Origin of the sequence: Mycobacterium riyadhense (genome assembly GCF_963853645.1) — a bacterium.
GTDB classification, from domain to species: domain Bacteria; phylum Actinomycetota; class Actinomycetes; order Mycobacteriales; family Mycobacteriaceae; genus Mycobacterium; species Mycobacterium riyadhense.
Map to the genome: position 1 here is coordinate 5,477,112 of NZ_OY970456.1, position 18,496 is coordinate 5,495,607.

Annotated in this window: 17 protein-coding genes; 9 read left to right on the top strand and 8 right to left on the bottom strand. The window is 65.0% G+C overall.

The window, feature by feature from the left end:
* The first annotated feature begins 177 nt into the window (after positions 1–177).
* The gene (locus tag AADZ78_RS24220) at positions 178–561 is read left to right on the top strand and encodes a hypothetical protein (protein ID WP_139828570.1); all 384 of its coding nucleotides are present in this window, start codon (positions 178–180) and stop codon (positions 559–561) included.
* 39 nt (positions 562–600) lie between these two features.
* Complete coding sequence (locus tag AADZ78_RS24225) at positions 601–864, top strand: hypothetical protein (RefSeq protein ID WP_085249567.1); 264 nt, start codon at positions 601–603, stop codon at positions 862–864.
* A 14-nt stretch (positions 865–878) separates the two neighbouring features.
* Here AADZ78_RS24225 and AADZ78_RS24230 read toward each other — a convergent pair whose 3' ends face one another.
* On the bottom strand, positions 879–1,754 hold the full coding sequence (locus AADZ78_RS24230) for an alpha/beta fold hydrolase (RefSeq protein ID WP_204903311.1): 876 nt from the start codon (positions 1,752–1,754) through the stop codon (positions 879–881).
* Positions 1,755–1,916: 162 nt separating this feature from the next.
* Here AADZ78_RS24230 and AADZ78_RS24235 point away from each other — a divergent pair, with 162 nt between their 5' ends.
* Entirely contained in the window at positions 1,917–4,967 is a 3,051-nt protein-coding gene (locus AADZ78_RS24235; protein ID WP_085249566.1) for a patatin-like protein, read from the top strand.
* Between the two features lie 87 nt (positions 4,968–5,054).
* On the opposite strand, the gene AADZ78_RS24240 is transcribed toward AADZ78_RS24235, so the two are convergent.
* A complete protein-coding gene (locus AADZ78_RS24240) occupies positions 5,055–5,744 on the bottom strand; it encodes a GAP family protein (RefSeq protein ID WP_085249659.1) in 690 nt (229 codons plus the stop codon).
* A gap of 95 nt (positions 5,745–5,839) precedes the next feature.
* On the opposite strand from AADZ78_RS24240, the gene AADZ78_RS24245 reads away from it, so the two are divergent.
* A complete protein-coding gene (locus AADZ78_RS24245) occupies positions 5,840–7,078 on the top strand; it encodes a multidrug effflux MFS transporter (protein ID WP_239656679.1) in 1,239 nt (412 codons plus the stop codon).
* A gap of 12 nt (positions 7,079–7,090) precedes the next feature.
* Positions 7,091–8,491 carry an amidohydrolase family protein gene (locus AADZ78_RS24250; RefSeq protein ID WP_085249565.1) on the top strand — a complete coding sequence of 467 codons (1,401 nt, stop codon included), beginning with the start codon at positions 7,091–7,093 and terminating at the stop codon, positions 8,489–8,491.
* Positions 8,492–8,519: 28 nt separating this feature from the next.
* Here the strand turns inward: AADZ78_RS24250 and AADZ78_RS24255 are convergent, their stop codons facing one another.
* Entirely contained in the window at positions 8,520–9,665 is a 1,146-nt protein-coding gene (locus AADZ78_RS24255) for a TDT family transporter (RefSeq protein ID WP_085249564.1), read from the bottom strand.
* Positions 9,666–9,767: 102 nt separating this feature from the next.
* Between AADZ78_RS24255 and AADZ78_RS24260 the strand changes: the two genes are divergently transcribed.
* Together AADZ78_RS24260 and AADZ78_RS24265 are read left to right on the top strand one after the other, a co-directional pair.
* A complete protein-coding gene (locus AADZ78_RS24260) occupies positions 9,768–10,010 on the top strand; it encodes a hypothetical protein (RefSeq protein ID WP_085249657.1) in 243 nt (80 codons plus the stop codon).
* 31 nt (positions 10,011–10,041) lie between these two features.
* Entirely contained in the window at positions 10,042–10,449 is a 408-nt protein-coding gene (locus tag AADZ78_RS24265) for an integrase (RefSeq protein ID WP_085249563.1), read from the top strand.
* Positions 10,450–10,467: 18 nt separating this feature from the next.
* Here the strand turns inward: AADZ78_RS24265 and AADZ78_RS24270 are convergent, their stop codons facing one another.
* Positions 10,468–11,217, bottom strand: a complete 750-nt coding sequence (locus AADZ78_RS24270) for a DUF2510 domain-containing protein (RefSeq protein WP_085249562.1) — start codon at positions 11,215–11,217, stop codon at positions 10,468–10,470.
* A gap of 31 nt (positions 11,218–11,248) precedes the next feature.
* Positions 11,249–11,920, bottom strand: a complete 672-nt coding sequence (locus tag AADZ78_RS24275) for an LppP/LprE family lipoprotein (RefSeq protein WP_204801633.1) — start codon at positions 11,918–11,920, stop codon at positions 11,249–11,251.
* A 245-nt stretch (positions 11,921–12,165) separates the two neighbouring features.
* Here AADZ78_RS24275 and AADZ78_RS24280 point away from each other — a divergent pair, with 245 nt between their 5' ends.
* Positions 12,166–13,701: an LCP family protein gene (locus AADZ78_RS24280; protein ID WP_085249560.1), complete on the top strand. Its 1,536-nt coding sequence runs from the start codon at positions 12,166–12,168 to the stop codon at positions 13,699–13,701.
* Between the two features lie 366 nt (positions 13,702–14,067).
* Positions 14,068–15,726, top strand: a complete 1,659-nt coding sequence (locus AADZ78_RS24285) for a PPE family protein (RefSeq protein ID WP_085249559.1) — start codon at positions 14,068–14,070, stop codon at positions 15,724–15,726.
* 15 nt (positions 15,727–15,741) lie between these two features.
* Here the strand turns inward: AADZ78_RS24285 and AADZ78_RS24290 are convergent, their stop codons facing one another.
* The 3 genes from AADZ78_RS24290 to AADZ78_RS24300 all read right to left on the bottom strand — a co-directional run bounded on the left by AADZ78_RS24290 (position 15,742) and on the right by AADZ78_RS24300 (position 18,422).
* Positions 15,742–16,533 carry an SDR family NAD(P)-dependent oxidoreductase gene (locus tag AADZ78_RS24290; protein ID WP_085249558.1) on the bottom strand — a complete coding sequence of 264 codons (792 nt, stop codon included), beginning with the start codon at positions 16,531–16,533 and terminating at the stop codon, positions 15,742–15,744.
* 3 nt (positions 16,534–16,536) lie between these two features.
* Positions 16,537–17,370 carry an SDR family oxidoreductase gene (locus AADZ78_RS24295; RefSeq protein ID WP_085249557.1) on the bottom strand — a complete coding sequence of 278 codons (834 nt, stop codon included), beginning with the start codon at positions 17,368–17,370 and terminating at the stop codon, positions 16,537–16,539.
* 104 nt (positions 17,371–17,474) lie between these two features.
* The gene (locus tag AADZ78_RS24300) at positions 17,475–18,422 is read right to left on the bottom strand and encodes an enoyl-CoA hydratase (protein WP_085249556.1); all 948 of its coding nucleotides are present in this window, start codon (positions 18,420–18,422) and stop codon (positions 17,475–17,477) included.
* Positions 18,423–18,496 lie beyond the last annotated feature (74 nt).

Below are 18,496 nucleotides of genomic sequence, written 5' to 3' on the forward strand. Positions count from 1 at the left end.
CGAAACCAGTCAAAATGGCCTCGCCCGCGGATCTTCTACTCGTGTCCAGCAACTATGATTGATTTCAAGAATGATGTTCCATTTCTGAAATCTATGTCTTATAGTGGGAGCACGGGGCCCCTACTTCGGTACAGAAGACCGATGCGGGAACCGGCACTTGACAACCAGGGAGACGCCATGACGCAGTACATAGCGACCGACCAATCACAGCCGTCGCGTCGGCGCATCACCTCGAGACCGCTGCTGGCTCTGGCGATCGGTGGCTCGCTCGGTGCGGCACTTGTTGCCGCAAGCAGTGCTCAGGCCGACACCACCGACACGACCAGCCCGTCTTATCAGCTGGGCTACAGCAAGGCGATAAAGGACGGCCAACTCACGGCCACCCGCATGCGCGCCGAGGGCTTTTCGATGGAACACATCCCCGTTTCCAGCCGGATTCCCACGATCTGCGCCAAGGAGGCGGCATCTGTCGAGACGTTCCCCAGCCTGGACCACGCCGACTTCCTGCGCGGCTGCGCCGCTGGGGTGCAAAGCCTGGTGGCATCGGGCCTTGGGTCCTGAATCTGGGCGTGCCCGCAGTCGAACGCCTACGATGCCGACGTGGCCACCCCAGAAGATCTCGACGGCACCCTGCAAAGCCTCAGAGCCCGCATCGCGGCCTTAGAGGCATCCCAGGCCGACTTGCACGCAATGTCTGAGGCGATCAAGGCCTTTGGAGACACTCAACAAATGCTTGCCGACGTGCTGCGCGGATTTGGCGGCGGGATAAGAACCACGGTCGACGACTCCAACGAACGCATCCGCTCCATCGAAGCGTCGGCCGCCGAAATCAAAACGCTCCTCGCTCGGGCACTGGAGCGCTGACCACCGCAATCACGTCATCTGGCGTCGGCGTGCCGAGCCAGGAAGTCCAAGACGGCCGCGGCGAAAATATCGTTGCGGTCGCCGGCGACCATGTGTCCCGCGCCGTGCACATCGGCGAACTCGACCTGAGGGAACCGCGCGAGGAATTCGTCGGCGCTCTCCTGCCGGACGAGGTCACTCATCTGGCCGCGAATGAGAAGCATCGGCACGCCGTCGCGCAGGACCGAGGCGACGGCTGCATACAACCGCTCGGCGTCGGTGACCTCAATGGGCGGAAACGCCGCCGTGCCACTGATGAACTGCGGATCCCAGTGCCAGTACCAACGATCACCGCGACGGCGCAGGTTCGTGGTGAGACCTTCTAGATCAGTGGGCCGGGGCCGATGCGGGTTGTACTCGGCAATCACGTCCGCGACCTCGTCGAGTGAGCCGAACCCCGATTCCACCCGGTCGGCCATGAAGGCGTGAATTCGGTTCGCCCCGGACTGGTCCATGTTGGGCACGATGTCCACCAACACGACCGCGCTGGCAATACCCCGCGAGAGCTCCCCCGCCAGCAGCATCGCGGTAAACCCGCCCAGGGATGCCCCCACCAGCACGGGTTGTGCGGGTAAGGCGCGCAGCACCCGTTGGACATCGCGGGCGAAGCTGACAACGCGGTAGTCGCCGTCACTTGACCAGTCCGATTCCCCGTGGCCGCGCAGGTCGATAGTGACGGCTTGCCAACCATGCTCGGCCACCGCGGCCGCTGCCCGGCCCCAGGAGCGGCGGGTTTGCCCACCGCCGTGCAAAAACACCACGGCACGCGCATCCGGATCCCCACAGCGGTCGGCGACGATGCGCACACCGTCACTCCCCTGTATCGAGAACTGTTCAAGTGGTGGGCTCATTTACGAGATCCTAGAACCGACTCAAGCGACGGCCTCGCCGCGCCGACGACGGGGGACCAAATCGGCTGCAGGCGTTAGGCTTAATGTCGATCAAGCTGCGCTCTGGCAAATTTGGCCCAGGGGCCCGGCTCCATCGTGGACCCCGCTACTCGAGGGGTGCGCATGTTATTCGACAGGCCCTCGCCGGTAACGGAGTTGACTCAGGAACTGCGGCTGGCCACCACCATGACGGGTGGAGTCAGTCTCGCGATCTGGATGGCCGGAGTGGCGCGCGAGATCAACCTTCTTGCGCAGGCATCACAGTGGCGCCGAGCGGGGGGAACCTTCCCGACGGACAACCGACTCAGCAAGGAGTCGACCACCTCCCTCAAGCTCTACGCCGAACTCATCGACCTGCTCGACATGGTCGTCGACGTCGACATCCTGTCCGGGACGAGCGCGGGTGGTATCAACGCGGCCTTGCTTGCGTCGTCGCGAGTCTCGGGATCTGACCTGGGCGGGCTGCGCGACCTCTGGCTCGATCTCGGGGCTTTGACCGATCTGCTGCGGGACCCGCGCGACAAATACACACCATCCCTGCTGTACGGCGACGAACGGATGTTCGCCGCGTTGGCGCAGCACATTCCCAAACTCGCGACCGGGCCGTTCCCGCCCGCGCACTTCCCGGCGGGCGCCCGCACCCCGTCGACCACCCTGTACGTCACGACGACGCTGCTCGACGGTGAGACAAGCAGATTCACCGACTCGTTCGGCACGCTCGTTCAAGATGTTGACCGACGCGGACTTTTCACCTTTACCCAGACCGAGCTCGCCAAGGCGGGCACAGTCGGCGCCCTGGCGTTGGCTGCCCGCAGTTCCGCGTCGTTCCCGGTGGCCTTCGAGCCGTCGTTCCTACCCTTCAGCGAAGGAACCGCCGCCAAGGGCGACGTGCCGGCTCGACCCCCGATGGCGCCCTTCACCAACATCACCCGGGCACACTGGGTCGCCGATGGCGGACTGCTCGACAACCGGCCGATTGGCGTGCTGCTCAGGCGGATCTTCGATCGTCCAGCCCGTCGCCCGGTGCGCCGAGTGCTGCTCTTCGTGGTGCCGTCCTCCGGACCGGCGCCGGATCTGGCGACGGAGGTCCCCCAGGCCGATGTGGACGAGCCGCTCGGACTGGTCGACGGGCTGCTCAAGGACCTGGCGGCAATCACCACTCAGTCGATCGCCACCGACCTCCGGGAGATCCGCGCCCATCAGGACCGTATGGACGCGCGAACAGAGACCAAACTTCGCCTCGCGGAGCTCGCGGCGACGCTGCCCGAAGGCCTGCGGCTGCTCACCCCGTCGCTGCTGACGGACTATGCGACTCGCGAGGCGACCAAACATGCCCAAGCCCTTACCGATGCTCTGCTACGCCAGCTCAGTTCCTGGCCACCGGAGTCGGGGCCATCAGCCGAATGCATTCCGCGGCACTGGGAACCCGAACTCGGCGTCGGCAGCGACGCAGAGAAGTTGTGCGGCCGGCAGATCACCGAGTCGATCCTGAGTCGTTGGTCGCAACCGCCCGACCGGCCACTGCCCGACCGTCCAGCCGACTTTGCCCGCTATGGCCAACCGGCGTACGACCTCGCAAAAGGGTGCGCGCTCAACGTGGTTCAGGCGGCATACCAGCTCGCCGAGTCCGATGCCGATATCGCCACATTGGCGGAGCTCACCAAGGGAATCCACCAGGCCTGCCCGCCGCCCGCAGCAGTCGATTTCGGTGCTCTTGTTCGCACGGTGTGCTCAGGTGAGGCGGTCCGGCGAGGTTCGCTGGCCAGCGCCGCCCGCCTGGTGGCCGCGGATTATCTCCAACAGTTGAAGGTGCAAGACGACGTTTGGGAAAGGCTGGGCGGCGTCTTGGCCAACAACTACCAGACCTTGGCGCGGCTGGCCGCCACCGCGGCGCCGGCCAGCCCGCTGCATACCTACCTCGACTACCTGGGGTCGAATGGCGACCCGCCAACCCTGGCAGTGAAATTGTTCGATCTGGCCACAACCCAGCGGGCGATGCTTCCGGCCGAGGCAGACATCGACCAGTCCGTAGAGCTGGTGCAAGTGAGCGCCGATACGCGCAGCCTGCTCGCGCCCGATTGGCAGACGGCTCAGCAGAAGCTAACCGGCATGCAGTTTCACCACTTCGGCGCCTTCTACAAGCGGTCCTGGCGAGCCAATGACTGGATGTGGGGCCGGCTCGACGGAGCGGGTTGGCTCGTCCACCTTCTCCTGGATCCGCGACGGCTGCGGTGGATCGCGCAGACCCGCGCCGTCGCCAACGGAGCCGAAAGCAACGCGCAATGGCTTCTCGATCAGCTCAAAGCTATTGGGACACTCGAGCTTCCGAGTTCAGATGAGGCGCGGCAGATGCTGCTCGGTGAGCTCGCGTTCCTAGACGACCCGGCAACGCCGTTACCGCCCAGCGTTCCCCGCACCTCGATGTGGCTGGCGCAAGCGTGGCAGCAACGGGTTCTCGACGAGGAGCTGGACGGGTTGGCGAACACCGTGATCGATCCCCGGCCGGGACAGCGGCCGGACTGGAGCCCGACGACCTCGCGCACCTGGGCCCAGAAGGTGCTGGCCGCAAGCCCGGGACAGGCCAAATACGCGCTGTTGAACGAAAATCCCGTCGCCAGCGAGACGTTCCTCACCGACAAGGGCTCGCCACTGATGGCACATACCGTCGCCAAGGCCGCTGCGACTGCATCCGGCGCGGCCGGGTCCGTCCGGCAACTTCCCAGCGTGATCAAGCCGCCGGTGGTCACCTTGCGAACGTTGACGCTGGGCGGCTATCGAGTGGTTTCGCTAACCAAGGGCGTTGCAAGGTCGACCATCATGGCCGGCGCGGCGCTGCTCGTGCTCGGCGTTGCAGCCGCGATTCAATCGGTCACGGTCCTGGGTGTGACGGGTCTGATCATGGCGGGAACCGGTAGTTATCTCATCGTCTTGGGAACGTGGCAGTTGTCGAGCCGGCTGTTGTTCGCGCTGCTGTCGGTAACGCTTGTCGGAGCGGTGCTTTCGCTGGCGACGCCGGCCGTCCGCGACTGGTTGTTTGGCGATGAGAAGCACCCCGGCCTGGTTGGCGTTAATGCCTACTGGCTGGGCGCGCAGTGGTGGCACCCGCTGGTTGTGGTGGGAGCGATCGCCTTGGGCGTGACCGTGATCGCCGCCGCCAAGCCCAGGCGCCGGTAAGCTCTGCCGAGCAGACGTAAATTCCCCTAATTCGGTGCCGAATTAGGGGAATTTACGTCTGCTCGCGCGGGGAACTCGCGCGGGAAGTTACAGCGCGTGAATTCCGTTGTAGAGCACCATCAAACCGATCAAGATCAGCACCACCGCGAGCATCGCGGCGTGGTTTTTTTCCATCCAATTCTTGAGCCGGGTCAGCGGTTCGTCGAGGCGATCACCACCGCCGACGTAGGCCAAGATGGGCGCGGCGACCGTCGATGCCGCCACGCCGACAAAGATCACCGCCCCTAGCCACCTGCCCCCGAGGCCGAGCCCGCTGGTGCCGACGGCCAGTCCGGCCGCCACGCACATGATCGATACTTCGGGCCTGACCACCGACAGCACTGCCGCTGTGACCCCCGCGCGTCTCGGGGTGATCGTAGAAAACGTCCGCATCCAGCGTGGCGATTCGCCGTGGCCGTGCCGGGTCAGCCACCGGTATACACCGAACGCGATGAGCGCCGAACCCAGTACTACCCGCACCCAGGAGGCCCACGTCGGGGGAGCCTTGTGCAGACCGTGCAGCGCACCGGATGCCGTGACGAAGGTCGCCGTCAGCGCGGACAGCCCCAACACCCAACCTCCGAGGAAGGCCAGGCTAGCCGGCCGTGGGCGCGGCGCATGTAAGACCAGTACGGCCGGGATGACCGTCAACGGCGAGACGGCGATGACCAGCGCGAGCGGCACGAGATGGGTCAGCACTGGCGCCAAATTTCCTATCACGGGCAGCAATCTTCGCATTACCACCAACGGATCGCGCATCGAACCCGCCCGTACCGGCGACATTGACGCAAAACCTCAAATACTGAGGAGCCGGCATGCGATGATCCGGGCTTGTGGCGGAAATTGTGGGGGACGCCGATCCCGAATCCGGGCTCGCGGCACCACTGCGGCGGCTCGTAGCGATTTTGCTGTTCGTGGTGCCGCTGAGCCAGATTCCGCTTGACCTGTACACACCGGCGCTCCCGCAGATGGTCGTCGACCTACATTCGTCATCGGCGGCGATGCAGCACACGGTCGCGGCCTACGTACTGGGTATGAGCTTGGCATTCATCCCGGTGGGAGTCATCGCCGATGCCCGCGGGCGCAAACCGGTGCTGTTGACGTGCCTGGCCATCGTCGTGGCCATGAGTCTGGTGTGCGCGGCCGCCGATAGTGTGACGCTCCTGCTGGCGGCGCGCTTCGTGCAGGGCGCAGCCGCTTGCGCCTGCATGGTGGTGACCTTCGCGATCGCCGCTGATTGTTTCCGCGGCCCCCGACTGACGTCGGTGTCGGGTCTGCTCGGCACCGCGTGGGGGCTGGCGCCGGTGCTGGCACCCGCTGCTGGCGGCATCCTGGTCCAGTATCTTTCCTGGCGCCTGGTGTTTGTCTGCATTGCCGCCCTCGCCTTACTCGCGGCGGCGATAGTCCTCCTGGCGCTGCCCGAAACTCTTGCACGCCAGGATCGTTCACCGATCAACATCGCAGCGATCGCCCGGGTTATCGCCGAGGCGATCCGCAACCGGGTGTTCCTGTGTTTCGTGCTGGTGTTCGGGCTCATCGCCTCGGCGCAGCTGGCCTTCGGCGTTGCCGGTCCGTTCCTCTACCAGGAGAACCTCGGCTTCTCGCCGGCGGCCTACGGACTGATCGCACTGATTGTCGGGGTGGCCAATCTGTGCGGCGAACTGGCATGCGGCATCTTCGCCGCGCGGCTGTCTACGCGGCGACTGGCCATGGGCGCCCTGACGGTCTTCGGACTTGGCACCGCGGTGCTGCTCGGGTCCGGCTTGCTCGTGGGAAACCATGCCTTGGCGATCACGATCGGCGCGTGCCTAGCGCTGTTGGGTTGCGGCGAGCTTTGTCCGCAGATGTACGGCGAAGCGCTGGGACTGTTCAGTCGCAACCTCGGATTGATCGGTGGCCTCATCAGTGCCGGCACCTACCTGATCATCACCATCGCCATGTTCGTCGTCGGCGCCCTCCCCGAGCATTCGCAGGAACCCATGGCGTGGGTGTTCGTGACTTGCGGCGCAACCTCATTCGCTCTGCTCGCCTGGGCGACATCCAGTCGTCGGCACGCCCGCCAACAAACCTAGTGGGAGGATCGGGTGGCAAGTCGGATTCATCTGGGGCACGTCTTTCACCTCGCCGGCGCTCCGTTGGTGACCGACGCCGCCAACGCCCTGGTGTCAATTCCCGACGGCGCGTTGGTCATCGGCGATGACGGCCGCATCGCCTTCTGCGGCGAGCGCACAGGCATCCCGTCGCAATTTCAATCCGCGCCCACATCCGATCACCGGCCCGGCTATTTGCTGCCCGGCTTTGTGGACACCCACGTGCATTTCCCGCAGACCTATGCCGGTGACTCCTACGGCGGCGGGCAGCTGCTGGAGTGGCTGACCCTGTGCATCTACCCCTCGGAATCCCGGTTCGCCGATGAGAACGTCGCCGCGCAGGCGGCGATCGAGTTCTGCAACCGGCGCATCGCCGCGGGAACCACTGCCGCCATGGTGTTTGGGTCCGCGTTTCCCCACGCTCAGGATGCGTTGTTCACCGAAACCCAGCGTCGTGGACTACGGATCGTCAGTGGGCGCGGTATCCAGACAACCGGCCCCGCGGCGGCGGCACGACTGCTCACCTCGGAACAAGACGCCATCAGGCTGACCCGCGAGGAGATCGACAAGTGGCACGCCGCCGACTCCGGCGATGTGAAGACCGCTCGATTGCACGTCGCGGTCGTCCCGCGCTTCTCGCTCGCGGTGACCACACAGACCCTGAAAAGCCTTGGCGAGCTGTATGACTCAGTACGCGATCGGGGCGTGTATTTCCATACACACCTCAACGAGAACAATCGCCCGGGCACCGGTGAAGTGGACGCAACCAAAGAGAGGTATCGGGTCAGCTCATACCTGGACACCTACGACGGTAAGTTCCTGCCGGGCTCGGCCGTTGGCGGATCAAGCCTGCTTGGGCGCCGCAGCATCATGGCGCATTCGGTGCACTGCCAGGACGCGGAACTGGAGCGGATGGCCGAGACGGGCACTTCGATCTCGCACTGCCCGATTTCTCAGCAGTTCCTGGGATCCGGCACCATGCCGTGGCTGCGGACCGTGGCTTCCGGTGTAAACATCTCCGCCGGAACGGATTTCGGCGGCGGAGACGAGTGGCTCATCCCGCAGGTGATCGGTGCGGCATTCAAGGTACACATCTCCGAACCGGGCCCGGCCGGGGTTTCCATGCATCCGGCCGAGATGCTGTTTATCGGAACCGTTGGCGGCGCACGCGCACTCGACATGGAGGACCGCTTCGGCAACTTCGACGTCGGCAAGGAAGCCGACTTCGTCGTTATCGACCCGAGCCGGACCCCGGCACTGCAGGCCGCTCTGACTTACGGGGCGCGCTCGGACGACCCCATCATGGCTCGTGACCAAACCCTGTTCGCGTTGCTGATGGGAATCCGCGAGACATCCGTCGCCGAAACCTACGTTCAGGGACGCCGGCTGCAGTAGCCCACTCTCGGCAGCCAACGCAGCCCGGTTATCGCGACTTGCTGGCCTTGACCGGTGTGCTGCTGGGCGGCACCTTGAGCAGGTTGCCCCGCAAGCTACCGCGCGCGGTGCGGACGGCAACCAGAATCCAAGTGGCTAACAAACCTAGATACGCGACGGCCGCGGCGACCTTGAATGCGGGCAGGTGAGTATGCGCCGACAGTTGCGACGTGCCGGTGACGAAGGTGCCGACCGGGAAGGTGAGGCTCCACCAGGTGAGGGCGAACGGCATCCCGCGGCGCAGCGTGCGCACCGTCAGCGAGGTGGCCAACGCGATCCACAACACCGCGAAACCCCACACCGGAACTCCAAACAGGATCGCGAACGCGTTCATATCCTCGGCCAGCCGGTGATCAATCGCCCCGTTCGCCGCGGCCGCCCCGAGAAGTCCTGCGGCCGTGATGGATTGGCCCAGCGGACCCAGCACTATCCAAAGTGTCGGCACCCGCGCGGTGCCCGAGGTGCCGTAGTGAGTAAGCCGAGTCCAGATCATCGCGATGATGTTCAGCGAAGCCACCAACGACAAGCCGAACATCGCGTAACAGCCGTAGAGCATGGTCTCCCGGCCGGTTCCCGGCGGCAGGTGCGGGAGCAGCATCGCGCCCGTCGCGGCCGACACCATCGGCGGAACCACCGGCATCAACCACCCACCGAAGGCCGCATCGGGCTCGACCTCGTACTGCGTGAACATGAGGAAGGGGATGCTGACGGCGGTGAACAGCCCGCCGAGGGTCCCAAGGGTCCACAGCACCCAATCGAGGTCGACGGCGACGCGTTGCCCAATGAGATCCCCGCCTATCAGCACCGCTCCAGCGCCGACCGTCATCAGCGCCATGGGCGCCGCCCCGTAAAAATGCGCCATCTGCGAATTGCGGACGTGGCTGCGTGCCACGGTGGGGTGGCGTAGCCAGTGGCCCCCAACCACGACGATCAGGCCTACCAGCAAGACGGCGGCGATTATCCAGACCACCTCGGCAAATCCGCGCAGTCCGGGCACCCGGACGGGCAGCGTGGCGCCGGCAACGGCCACGATTCCGGTACCCATGACCGAGGCGAACCAATTGGGACCGATGTTGCCTAGCACCTCGACGCGCGTTGGCGACGACGGCGTGCCGTCCGGGCTTGCAGTAACCATAGTTGACAGACCCTACTGGCCCGGATGTTCACCGGCGCAAGGCCAGCCCCGGTCGCCTACACTGCCATCCGTGCTGCATCCTGCTTGAAACGAGGTTGGTACTTGAGGAGAGCGCCACTGGTGATCGCGATCGCCCTCGTGCTGGTGATCGCCGCACTCGCGATGCCGATCAAGCAACGATGCGGCGCTCCGGGCCGCACCTGTGCCACTGCAGTGGACGCGCATGGTTTCGTGCATTACTACTACGAAATCGAACCACTCGGCGGAGTCATCATCGAAGACGTATTTGGCTCCAACATTCGGCTGTGCTACATGTCCGGAGAGGAGGTCGTCAACACGCGGTAGCCTTTGGTGTCCGAATGCCCCAGGAGGCAACATGCGCATCAGCAGACGTGTCGGGCGGATCGGCTGCGCCGCGATCGTGGTACTTTTCGTGTTGGCATGCGGTGCCGGCGCACCGACGGCACCCGTGATTGACGTCGCGCTCGTCACCGCAAGCCAAAGTATTTGTGGTGCAACGTATCTGTGCGCCGCAGATCCGGCTCCCGACGCTGGCGACCAAGCCACGGCGGAGCAGCGGATCATTGATGGCTACGTCAAGAAGCAGATCGGTTGCACACCCGACATGCCATCCAATCCACAGTCGGTCACCTGGGATCCGCCCGGCTTCCGGCCCTACGTTGGGGGCTCCGGAAACATCAACGACTCCGATCCGCGGCTGGGCGGCCACTTCACGGCCGACTATGTGAACGGCCGCTGGCACATCGCGTACCTGTACTGTTAACTGCCAGAACAGCTTTCGTTAGCCGCGGCAGACTTGCGTGGCGAACTTTACCGTTGTGGTCGACGGCGTGTTGTACTGCGACTCGATGGTGAGTTCGGGATTCACCTGTTGGCGATCGATCCCCAGCCGCTTGAGCTCGAGGTAGATCTGCATGGTGTCGGGCTCGGTCCGGCGGGCGTTGGTGTCTCGGTCCGGCCGCATGGATGCCTCACCGGAGTTGGCCGCCAACGTGCTATCGATGGCAAGGTCATCGGTGTCCTCTTCCGGACCCAGCTCGACGAACTTTTTGCCATTGTTGGCGACGCTGTAGTTCAGGACGTAACCGACAAAGCCCGAAGCGTGCGAGCCCGTCGGTGACTGCGGTAGCGGCTGGGCGAATCGAACCACCAGCTCCAGCACGCTGGTTCGGGGGTGCTTGACGTCGACCGCTGCCACGGTAATGCTGCCCGGCGGCTTTGGCCCGGCTTGCAGCTGGCAGTTGAGTCGCTGCGGTAGCCGCGCCCAGTCGTCGGGCGGCGACGGCATCCAGACGACGAAGCCGATCCCGACCAGAATCAGCACCAACGCAATGGACAACGTCAACCGCAGTGCCGCGGGAACTCCTAACCAGCGCCGGCGCACACCGGCAGCGAAGGCCGCCAACGGCGATCGGGCCGAAGGATCCGGCCGGCGGTGCTTAGTCCAGTGGTCACCGCCCCAATATCGTTGGCCCCCTGAACCGTCGGGATCGAAATACCATCCGGCCGGCGGGGAAGTCGGCGCGGTCATGCTCCATCCGTGTTCGGTTCGGGGGTCGGGATCACGGCGGCGAATCTACCGTCTGAGGCAACGGATCGAGGACCTGGACGTGGTCACCTTGCCACTGAAACCCTACGATCGTCAGGGTGCCGTCGTCGCAAGTGTCACAGCTCTGCCGCGATCGATAGGTAAGGACAACGAGGTCGGCGGTGGAGGCGGGCTCCTCGATTTGGGTGAACGGATATGCCTTGGGCGTGGCGGTCCCAACGAACGTTCCACGATGAAACATCAGCGCTTGGTCGGGTGAACTGCGCGTCGCGTCCTGGACCGTCACTACGACCGCGGACAGGTCATCGCAGGGGCCGTAGTTGCTGGACTCAGGCCTGGGGTTCCACGGCTGGCCCGTCTTGGTATCGGGTGGGATTTTGGCGAGCGCGGCGAACACCGCGGTTGCCTCGTCGGGTCCGCACCCGGCTGCGTTGGCGGCGGGCGACGTCGTGGCCGTCGGGGCAGTCGTAGGCGGCGGCGACGTCGGATTGGCATTCGGGCGACCACGATCCTCGCCCGTGAACATAACGGCCGCCAGGGCCGCGATACCTATCAGCACCACCACCGCGGCCACCACCCAGCGGATGCGCCCGAGCGGGGATTCCGCCGGCGGCGGGGTGGTGTCGATATCGTCAGTTGGCTCGTAGGCCGGCGGAGGCCAGTTAGGGTCGATCTGGTCAGACACCATGCGTCCTGAGAGCCTCCCAAGTACTTCCGAACTTGGCGAATTGTAGCCAGAACGCGCTGGTAGCGGAAATGAACCGGCCGTGCGGTGGACAGGACACCGCGGGTGAATCTGCCCACATCACAGGGTCTGGAGTGGGGGCTCCACAGCAATCTGCCGCATACTGGACGGCATGCCGCAAGTGACATCACCGCAAACCGCTGGGCAGATGCCGGTTGGTTGGCTGGTGGTTGGTCAGGCTGCCAATGGCGGGTAGTCATCGGCTTCGCACCGCTCCTCAGCCGTCGCGGGTACGTCGACGGCTGACGCGCAGCTTTATGACGCTGGTCTCGGCCGTGGCCCTGCTGATGACGGGGGCCGGCTACTACGTCGCCCACGGCGCACTGGGCGGCATCACCATTTCGCAGGCCCTGACCGCGGAAGATCCGCGTTCCACCGGCAACAACATGAACATCCTGCTCATCGGGCTGGACTCGCGGAAAGACCAGGAGGGCAACGACCTGCCCTGGTCAATCTTGAAACAGCTACACGCCGGCGACTCCGATCAAGGCGGCTACAACACAAACACCCTGATCCTCGTGCACGTCGGCGCCGACGGCAAAGTTGTCGCCTTCTCCATTCCCCGCGACGACTGGGTGCCCTTCACCGGCGTTCCGGGATACACCCACATCAAGATCAAAGAGGCGTACGGGCTGACCAAGCAGTACGTCGCGGAGCAGCTCGCCAACCAGGGTGTGAGCTCCCAGCGCGAGCTCGAGATGCGGGGCCGCGAAGCCGGCCGGGCCGCGACCTTGCGCGCCGTTCGCAGCCTGACCGGCGTCCCGATCGACTACTTCGCGGAGATCAACCTGGCTGGTTTCTACGATCTGGCGCAGACCCTGGGCGGCGTCGATGTCTGCCTGAACCACGCCGTCTATGACCCATATTCCGGAGCCGACTTTCCCGCCGGGCCCCAGCGGTTGAACGCGTCCCAGGCGCTGGCCTTTGTACGGCAACGTCACGGCCTGGACAACGGCGACCTGGACCGCACCCACCGCCAGCAGGCATTTCTGTCGTCGGTCATGCGGGATCTGCAGGATTCGGGCACCTTCACCAACCTGGACCGGCTCAACAGCCTGATGACCGTGGCCCGCAAAGACGTAGTGCTATCTGCCGGTTGGGACGAGAACCTGTTCCGCCGAATGGGTGACCTGGCCGGTGGGAACGTCGAGTTCCGGACGCTACCCGTGGTGCGCTACGACAACATCGACGGCCAGGACGTCAACATCATCGATCCGGCCGCGATCAAGGCCGAGATAGCGGCGGCCATCGGTACCGCCCCACGGGCAACAACCACCACTACTGCCGCCAAGCCGAACCCAGCCACCGTCGTCGACGTGATCAACGCCGGCAGCATCAGCGGCATGGCCTCCCAGGTCTCCAGCGCGCTGAAAAAACGCGGCTACACCGCGGGTCAGGTCCGTGACCGCGAATATGGCGATCCGTCGGCGACCACGATCGCCTACGGCGCCGGTGCGCAGACCGACGCCCAAAACGTGGCGACGTTGCTCGGCATCGATGTACCCAACAAGCCGGACGCCAGCATCGCGCCCGGACACATCCGGGTGACCGTGGACACCAACTTCTCGCTGCCCGACGATGACGAAGCCACGACCACTACCACCACCACAACGACTTCGGCCAAGCCCAACACGTACTACTACAACGGGACCACAACGACCTACCCGACGCCCGATCAGGGCAAGCCGATCGATGGTGGCGGCGTTCCCTGCGTGAATTAGGGCGCGTAGAGCGCGCGGCGTGGAATTTGGGCGCGTAGAGCGCGCGGCGTTGAATTAGCCCGAAGTTGCGACGGCAACTTCGGATTAGCGCAAGGAAAGCGCGCGGCCGCGGCATCCGACGTTCCAGGGTTGGAGGGCCGCACTCGGCGGCTTCTGTTGCGCTGCAACGGGTTAACGCCGTGGCCCGGCTCGCGCACCCGGCCAGCATCATCGATCCGCCCAGATCGGCGAATCAGGCCTGCCACATTTCGCAAAACCCAATGTCGGCGCGGCCGCCGTCATAGCATCTATGACGCATTACTCGATTCCGAGTCGGGCGCGAGTCGCCTCGGCGGCGGCCGGTGGAAACGGGCAGGAGGGTCAGTCATGGCTAACTTTGCGGTGTTGCCACCAGAGATCAACTCGTTGCGGATGTACCTAGGTGCCGGTTCGGCGCCGATGCTGGACGCAGCGGCGGCGTGGAACGGGTTGGCGTCGGAACTGGCGACGGCGGCGTCGTCGTTTTCCTCGGTGACCTCGGGGCTGGCGGGGCAGGCCTGGCAGGGTGCGGCGTCAGCGGCGATGACGGCTGCGGCCGCCCCCTATGCGGCGTTTTTGGGTGCGGCCTCCACCCAGGCGCAAGGGGCGGCCGGGCAGGCTAAGGCGGTGGCCAACGTTTTCGAGGCGGCGCGGGCCGCGATGGTGCATCCGCAGCTGGTGGCGGCCAACCGCGACGCGTTCCTGCAGTTAATCCGGTCGAATCTGTTGGGGCTCAACGCCCCAGCGATCATGGCCGTTGAGGGCCTGTACGAGCAAATGTGGGCCCAGGATGTGGCCGCAATGACGGGCTATCACGCCGGGGCGTCGTCGGCGGCAGCGCAGTTGCCGTTGCCGACGAGCCTGCAGCAGTTCCTTAACAGCCTGCCCAGCCTGGGCATCGGCAACAAGGGCAACACGAACCTGGGCAGCGGCAATACCGGCAACGGCAACGTCGGCGACGGAAACAACGGCAGCTCCAACGTGGGCGGCGGTAACCTCGGCGACCGAAACATCGGCAGCGGCAACCGTGGCAGCGACAACGTTGGGTCCGGAAACCTCGGCGCCGGAAACATCGGCTTCGGCAACCGGGCCAGCGGCGTAACGCTGGGCCAAAACGTGGGCATGGGCAACACCGGCAACAACAACATGGGCTTCGGCAACACCGGCAACGGAAACCAGGGCGGCGGTAACACCGGCAACTTCAACACCGGCGCAGGAAACACCGGCAACGGCAACTTCGGCTTCGGCAACACCGGCAACAACAACATCGGGATCGGGCTCACCGGCGACAATCAGGTGGGCATCAACTTGGCCGGCCTGCTGAACTCGGGCAGCGGCAACATCGGCTTCGGCAATTCGGGCACCAACAACATTGGCTTCTTCAACTCCGGAAGCAGCAACGTGGGCATCTTCAATGCGGGCACCAATACCCTAGAGCCGGGCCACCTGAACAACCTTGGCTTCGGGAACTCGGGTGCCGAGAACATCGGGTTCGGAAACGCGTTCCGTGGAAACACCGGCTTCGCAAACGCGGGCCAGTTCAACACCGGCTTTGGCAACGCGGGCAGCGAGAACACGGGCTTTGGGAACGCGGGCGGCATCAACACGGGCTTCTGGAATTCGGGCGGGATAAATACCGGCAGCGGGAACTCGGGTTCCACGAACACGGGGTTTTGGAATTCGGGCAATGTGAACACCGGTTTCGGGGCCACCACCGACACCGGCCTGATTAACTCGGGCTTCAACAACACCGGCGGAAGCGCTGGCTTCCCGGGCGGAATTTCGGGCTTCAACAACACGGCCACCGGCGCGCCATTCAACGGCGCCGTCTCGGGCTTCTTCAACACGATCAGCGGCGCCACCGTCCAGAACACCTTTACCTCGGGCATTGGAAACACCGCGGTCCCGGGCTCCTTCCCCCCCAATCTGAGCGGCTTCAGCTCCGGCTTCTTCAACATGGGCACCGCGATCTCGGGCTTGTTCAACCTCAATCGGCTGGTGCCGTAGCCGATCAGGCTACGGTCAGGCGTGCGTGCCGCCGTCGATGCGGATTTCGGTGCCGGTGATAAAAGCGCCGTCTTGCGACACCAGCATCGCGATCACGCCGGCCACCACAGACGGATCGGCCATTCCGGTGCCGCTGGATTGCACCGTGGTTGGCAGGATCGGCAGCAGCCGGGAAAACAGCTTCCAGTCGGCGTCCTGCGGAATGTATCCGCCGGTCGCGTCGGTGATCCCGGATTTGATGCTGCCCGGCGCCACGCACACCGCGCGCAGCCCTTGGCCGGCGTATTCCAGCGCTAACGAATGGGTGAAGGCCTGGACGCCGCCCTTACTGGCGGCATAGGCCGCCATGTATGGATGCGCGAACGAGGCCGACGTGGAGCTGAAGTTGACGATCGCGCTGCGCGGGTTGGCCAGCAGCGCCGGCAGCGCTTCGCGGACCACCAGAAAGGTGCCGGTCAAGTTGACCGCGATGATCTGGTTCCACTGCTCGGCGCTGGTCTGGTGAGTGTGCGCGGCGCGCAACATGCCCGCCGCATTGACCAGCGAATCCAGGCCGCCGAGGGCGTCGACGGCCTGACGCACGCCGTCGACCACCGCTTGCTCGTCGGCGACGTTCATTTCTAGCGTGCTCAACCGGTCACCGGTGGCCGCCTCGTCGGCTCGGGCCCGGGTCTTGGCCAGGCCATCGGTTGCGATATCGGCGCCGACCACCGCGGCACCCTCGTCCAGCAGCCGCAGTGCGGTGGCCTGGCCGATCCCCGACCCGGCGCCGGTCACCAGAACCCGATTGCCCGCTAGTCGCTTCATGGCTCAGACCACCCCGCGTAGCCCGTCCGAGCCGAACACCGGCTCCAGCATCGCCGAAAAGTCCGGGCCGCGCCTTAGCATCTGGCCGCCGTCGACGTTGATGACCTGTCCGGTGACGAAGCTGGCCGCATCGCTGAGCAGAAACATCGCCAGGTTGGCAACGTCGGTGACCTCGCCGTGCCGTGGCAGCGGCGTGCAGATGGCGTAGTCCGAGCTCAGTTCCGGCGAATTGGTAACGGGTGCAACAAGTTCCGTACGAATCAGGCCCGGGCGGATGCTGTTGACCCGCACCCACGAGGCGCCGAGTTCGTCGGCGGCCAACTGCATCAGGTGATCGACGGCCGATTTAGTCACCCCATAGGCGCCGAACCAGCGGTGGGTGTTGCTGGCCGCGATCGACGAGATCCCGACGAAGGATCCGCCGCCGCCGCGCACCATGTGCTGCGCGGCGTGCTTGAGGACGTACATGGTGCCGTTGACGTTGAGGTCGACGGTTCGTCGCCATGCCTCGGAGTCGATGCGGGTGATCGGCCCGATGGTCTCCGAGCCACCGGCACAATGCACGACGCCATGCAGCCGGCCGTGCCACGCCGTCGCCGCGTCCACCGCGCGTGCGATCTCGTCCTCGTTGGTGACGTCAGCAGGCTCGTAGCGGATTGCGCCGCCATTGGATGCTTCCGCCTCGATTTCTTGGACCGCCGCCGCCAGCCGGTCCGGATTACGCCCGATGATCATGACGAAGGCACCGGCCGCGACCAGCCCGGCAGCGACCCCCTTGCCAATTCCACTGCCACCGCCGGTGACCAGGTAAGTGCGGTCCTGGAATGAGAGCTGCATGTGAGCCATAGAACCATGCCAGCCGAGCAGACGTAAAAGCCCCCAAATTCGGCTCGAATTGGGGGCTTTTACGTCTGCTCGGCGGTGTAAGGTGCGCGGCGGCTCTAGGGCGCGTCGCGGCGGGCGATCTTCGTCGGCTTGGCGGTGCGCCAATCCTCGACGTCGGGCGGCAGACCGACCGGAAACCTGTTTTCGTTATGGGCCGCCCAGTGTGCATGACCCAGCTCGTGGACGTGAAAGGCGTGCCGCAGCGCCTCGGTGAAGCCCATCGCGTCGGAGGCGGCGTTGACCGAGTCCTTGACCAACAATGCGGCCATCGTGGGCCGCTCGGCGATGCGCCGCGCGAATTGCAGAGTCTTGTCGGCCAGTTCGTCTACCGGGAAAACCTTGGACACCATGCCAAGCCGGTAGGCCTCGTCGGCGTCCAGCGAATCACCGGTCAACAGCAGCTCTTTGGCCTTGCGTGGGCCGAATTCCCAAGGGTGGGCATAGTATTCGACGCCGGGCATGCCCAGCCGTACCGCTACCACGTCGCTGAACCTCGCATTGTCTGCTGCCACTATCAGGTCGCACGCCCAGATCAGCATCAACCCCGCGGAGATGGCGTTGCCCTGCACCTGGGCGATGGTGATCTTGCGCAGATCGCGCCAGCGGCAGGTGTTTTGGAAGAAGAAATGCCACTCTTGGTGAAGCAGCTTTTCCGCGATGGGATCCAGGGTGGCGCCGTGCGAGCGGTACGTCGGATGCTGCGCAGGCCCGGGTTTGCGCTCCAGCATCGCCGCATCCGAGCCGAGGTCGTGACCGGCGGAAAAGTTCTTGCCGCGCGCCGCCAGGATTACCACGCGCACGGTGTCGTCGGCCTCGGCGCGGCGGAATGCCTCGTCGAGCTGAACCAGCAGGGTGCGGTTCTGTGCGTTGTGTTCGTTGGGCCGGTTGAGCCAGATCCGGGCGATGCGTCCCTCGTCGAGGGTCTCATAGATCACCGGCTGATCGGCGGCTGAGCCAGCCGCCTGCGAACCCGCCGGAGCGCCGGCTTGGTCGGAGAGAGTCATTCCGCCTACCTCGTTGGTTGTCAGATCGACCTTGTTTACACATTACGGGCAGTGTGTAAGAGGGGCGTCGCTGG

Coding starts and splice junctions, on each gene's coding strand:
- AADZ78_RS24240 (WP_085249659.1), bottom strand. CDS start 5,744: ATGCGAAGATTGCTGCCCGTGATAGGAAATTTGGCGCCAGTGCTGACC.
- AADZ78_RS24270 (WP_085249562.1), bottom strand. CDS start 11,217: ATGACCGCGCCGACTTCCCCGCCGGCCGGATGGTATTTCGATCCCGAC.
- AADZ78_RS24265 (WP_085249563.1), top strand. CDS start 10,042: ATGCGCATCAGCAGACGTGTCGGGCGGATCGGCTGCGCCGCGATCGTG.
- AADZ78_RS24220 (WP_139828570.1), top strand. CDS start 178: ATGACGCAGTACATAGCGACCGACCAATCACAGCCGTCGCGTCGGCGC.
- AADZ78_RS24235 (WP_085249566.1), top strand. CDS start 1,917: ATGTTATTCGACAGGCCCTCGCCGGTAACGGAGTTGACTCAGGAACTG.
- AADZ78_RS24300 (WP_085249556.1), bottom strand. CDS start 18,422: ATGACTCTCTCCGACCAAGCCGGCGCTCCGGCGGGTTCGCAGGCGGCT.
- AADZ78_RS24280 (WP_085249560.1), top strand. CDS start 12,166: ATGGCGGGTAGTCATCGGCTTCGCACCGCTCCTCAGCCGTCGCGGGTA.
- AADZ78_RS24290 (WP_085249558.1), bottom strand. CDS start 16,533: ATGAAGCGACTAGCGGGCAATCGGGTTCTGGTGACCGGCGCCGGGTCG.
- AADZ78_RS24295 (WP_085249557.1), bottom strand. CDS start 17,370: ATGCAGCTCTCATTCCAGGACCGCACTTACCTGGTCACCGGCGGTGGC.
- AADZ78_RS24230 (WP_204903311.1), bottom strand. CDS start 1,754: ATGAGCCCACCACTTGAACAGTTCTCGATACAGGGGAGTGACGGTGTG.
- AADZ78_RS24255 (WP_085249564.1), bottom strand. CDS start 9,665: ATGGTTACTGCAAGCCCGGACGGCACGCCGTCGTCGCCAACGCGCGTC.
- AADZ78_RS24285 (WP_085249559.1), top strand. CDS start 14,068: ATGGCTAACTTTGCGGTGTTGCCACCAGAGATCAACTCGTTGCGGATG.